Here is a 2,442-nt window from a genome sequence, read left to right as displayed (position 1 = left end):
GGCGCGGCGGACCCGAACGGGCCGAAGCCCGCGTGCCGCAGCGGATGGTCGAGGCGCCCCGCGCGTACGGCCTCGGCGGCCGACGGGTCGGCGATCGCGGCGCGCAACGTCTCGTCCACCTCGTCGGCGAAGGCGTCGCTCAACGGCCGTCCGGCCTCATCGGCCAGCGCGCGGGCGCGCCGGACCAGGTCGCCGACGAGAGAGGCCCGCTCGCGGTCCAGCGCGGTCAGGTCGCCGCCCTCCGACCATGCCGCGCGCATGCGTTCGCCGAGCTCCAGGATGGGGCCGACCGCGTCGTCGCGGACGAGGAGGTTCACCGCCCAGGCCGGGACGGTCGGGCGGCGCATCGCGGTGAGCCGCCGGGCGTCGTCTCGCGGCAGCTCGCCCGCCAGCCTCCTCCGGGTCGCCGTGAACTCCGACGGCAGCACGCCGTACAGCTCGTCGGCGGCCTCATCGAAATCCACACCGTCATGATTACCCGCGCCCGGCCGGACGTGAAGCGTGCGGTCAGCCGCTCTCGGCGCCGAACCGGCGGGCCGAGGCGTCCTCCTGGGCCATGCGCCGCAGGGCGAGCAGCACCTTCTCGTACAGCACGTTCGTGGCGACCGCCGTCTGCACGGCCCGGCCGCGCTCGCCCTCGACCGGTATGTCGCCGATCTCGTGCTCGGCGATGATCGTCGCGGCCTCGATGTAGGGGCGCAGGTCGGTCCAGACGATGGGCCGTCCGAGGCGGCGCAGCGCGAGGAACGCCTGGGCGAGCAGGTCGCGGGTCGGCGCGTCCGGGGACACCTGCCAGCCGAGCTCGGCGATGATCGCGTCCACGTCCTCGCGGGCCGAGCGCCAGTCGGGCTCCCCGGGCCGGGGTTCGACCGCCGGGCTCAGCGTGTACGCCGCGGTGCCGAGCAGTTCGTGCAGGCCGACCGCCTCGTCGTCGACGGCGCCGATGATGCGCTTGACCGATGCGACGGACAGGTCGCCGACCTCGCGCAGCGCCCGGATGAGCCGGAGCCGCTCAAGGTGCTCCTCGGCGTACTCCGCCCTGGTCGCGGCGGTCACCGCGCCCTTCGGCAGCAGGCCCTCCCGGATGTAGTACTTGATCGTTTGCACCGGCAGACCGCTGCGGTCGCTGAGTTCGGAGATCTTCATCCGCCACCCCCTTGACTTAGATACTAGCGCTATCCAATAGTTGGAGAGTGTCACTATCCAATGGGAGCGTCATGAACCACACCCTTCTGACCGACGGCCGCGAGGAGCGGATCGATCTCGACGGTGACCTGCGTGCGCCGCTGACCGCACCGGTGCTCGGATGGGTCCGCAAGCCGCACGGCTGGTGCCGCGACGACGCGTGCGTCCCGGCGGCCGCGGTGCGCGAGGCCGAGACCGGCGGTGGGATCGACGTCGTGGCCTTCGCCGCGCTGACCGGCAAGATCGCCGTTGTCGACCGTGCGGAGCGGGTGATCGCCCTCGCCGACGCCGCCCCGCTGCCCGCGACCGGGCAGGCGCCGGACTTCACCCTCGACGGCCGGTCCCTGAGCGACTTTCGCGGTCGCAAGGTCGCGCTGGTCTTCTGGGCGTCGTGGTGCGGCTGCCGGTACGACCTGCCGGCGTGGGAGGAACGGCACAAGGCGCTGGAGCCGTACGGTCTCACCGTCGTGAGCGTCGCGTGCGACCGCGACCCGGAGCAGGCCCGGCCCTGGCAGCGGGACCTCACCCATCCGGCGCTGACCGACGCCGACGGGATCGTCGCCGAGCGCTACAACATCGTCAACGTGCCGACGGTCGTCTGGGTGGATGAGGAGGGCCGGATCGCCCGGCCGCAGGACACCCAGACGGCGACCGACCTGTTCCGCTCGATGAACGGCATCGACTCCGAAGTGTCGGGGGCGGCGCTGCGGCGCTGGGTGGTCGAGGGGGATCGCGGTCTCACGGACGCGCAGATCGGCGAGCACCTGCGCGTGCCGACACCGGAGGAGCAGCGGGCCCGCGCTCACGCCCGCCTCGCGGTGTGGCTGGTCCGCCGGGGACGTACGGAGGCGGCGGACCGTCATCTCGCCGAGGCCGCCGCCCTGGCCCCGCACGACGTGGCGATCCGCCGGGGCCTGATGCCGCTGACCGGGGTGGACCCGTTCGGCGACGCCTACTTCGCGCTGCGGGAGGAACTGCAGACCCGGGGAATCCCCATCTACCGGCCGCTGGCCGACTCCTGAGGCTCAGGGGCGGCGCATGGACTCGGAGATCTTCTCGGCGGCGGCGAGGACCGGCGGGGCGTGCATCCGGCCGGGGGAGCGGCTCAGGCGCTCGATCGGGCCCGAGACGGAGATCGCGGCGATCACGCGCGCGCCGGTGCCGCGGATCGGCGCGGACACCGACGCCACGCCCTGCTCGCGTTCGCCGACGCTCTGGGCCCAGCCGCGGCGGCGTACGGACGCCAGCGTCGTCGCG

General features: G+C 73.5%; 4 protein-coding genes. 1 reads left to right on the top strand and 3 read right to left on the bottom strand.

What is annotated here, in order from left to right:
• Both ACFFNX_RS47655 and ACFFNX_RS47650 read right to left on the bottom strand, forming a co-directional pair.
• A partial coding sequence (locus tag ACFFNX_RS47655; RefSeq protein WP_378213038.1) for a hypothetical protein occupies positions 1-464 on the bottom strand: 464 nt, incomplete at its 3' end.
• A 43-nt stretch (positions 465-507) separates the two neighbouring features.
• Positions 508-1,146, bottom strand: a complete 639-nt coding sequence (locus tag ACFFNX_RS47650; RefSeq protein ID WP_378213036.1) for a MerR family transcriptional regulator — start codon at positions 1,144-1,146, stop codon at positions 508-510.
• Between the two features lie 71 nt (positions 1,147-1,217).
• On the opposite strand from ACFFNX_RS47650, the gene ACFFNX_RS47645 reads away from it, so the two are divergent.
• Entirely contained in the window at positions 1,218-2,207 is a 990-nt protein-coding gene (locus ACFFNX_RS47645; protein ID WP_378213035.1) for a redoxin domain-containing protein, read from the top strand.
• Positions 2,208-2,210: 3 nt separating this feature from the next.
• Here ACFFNX_RS47645 and ACFFNX_RS47640 read toward each other — a convergent pair.
• Positions 2,211-2,442: IclR family transcriptional regulator domain-containing protein (locus tag ACFFNX_RS47640; protein ID WP_378213034.1), on the bottom strand; the 232-nt coding region annotated here is incomplete at its 5' end.

This window comes from Actinoallomurus acaciae (genome assembly GCF_042429965.1).
GTDB lineage: Bacteria > Actinomycetota > Actinomycetes > Streptosporangiales > Streptosporangiaceae > Actinoallomurus > Actinoallomurus acaciae.
Note: the sequence above shows the minus strand (reverse complement) of the source record. Positions and strands in the feature narration are given on the sequence as shown.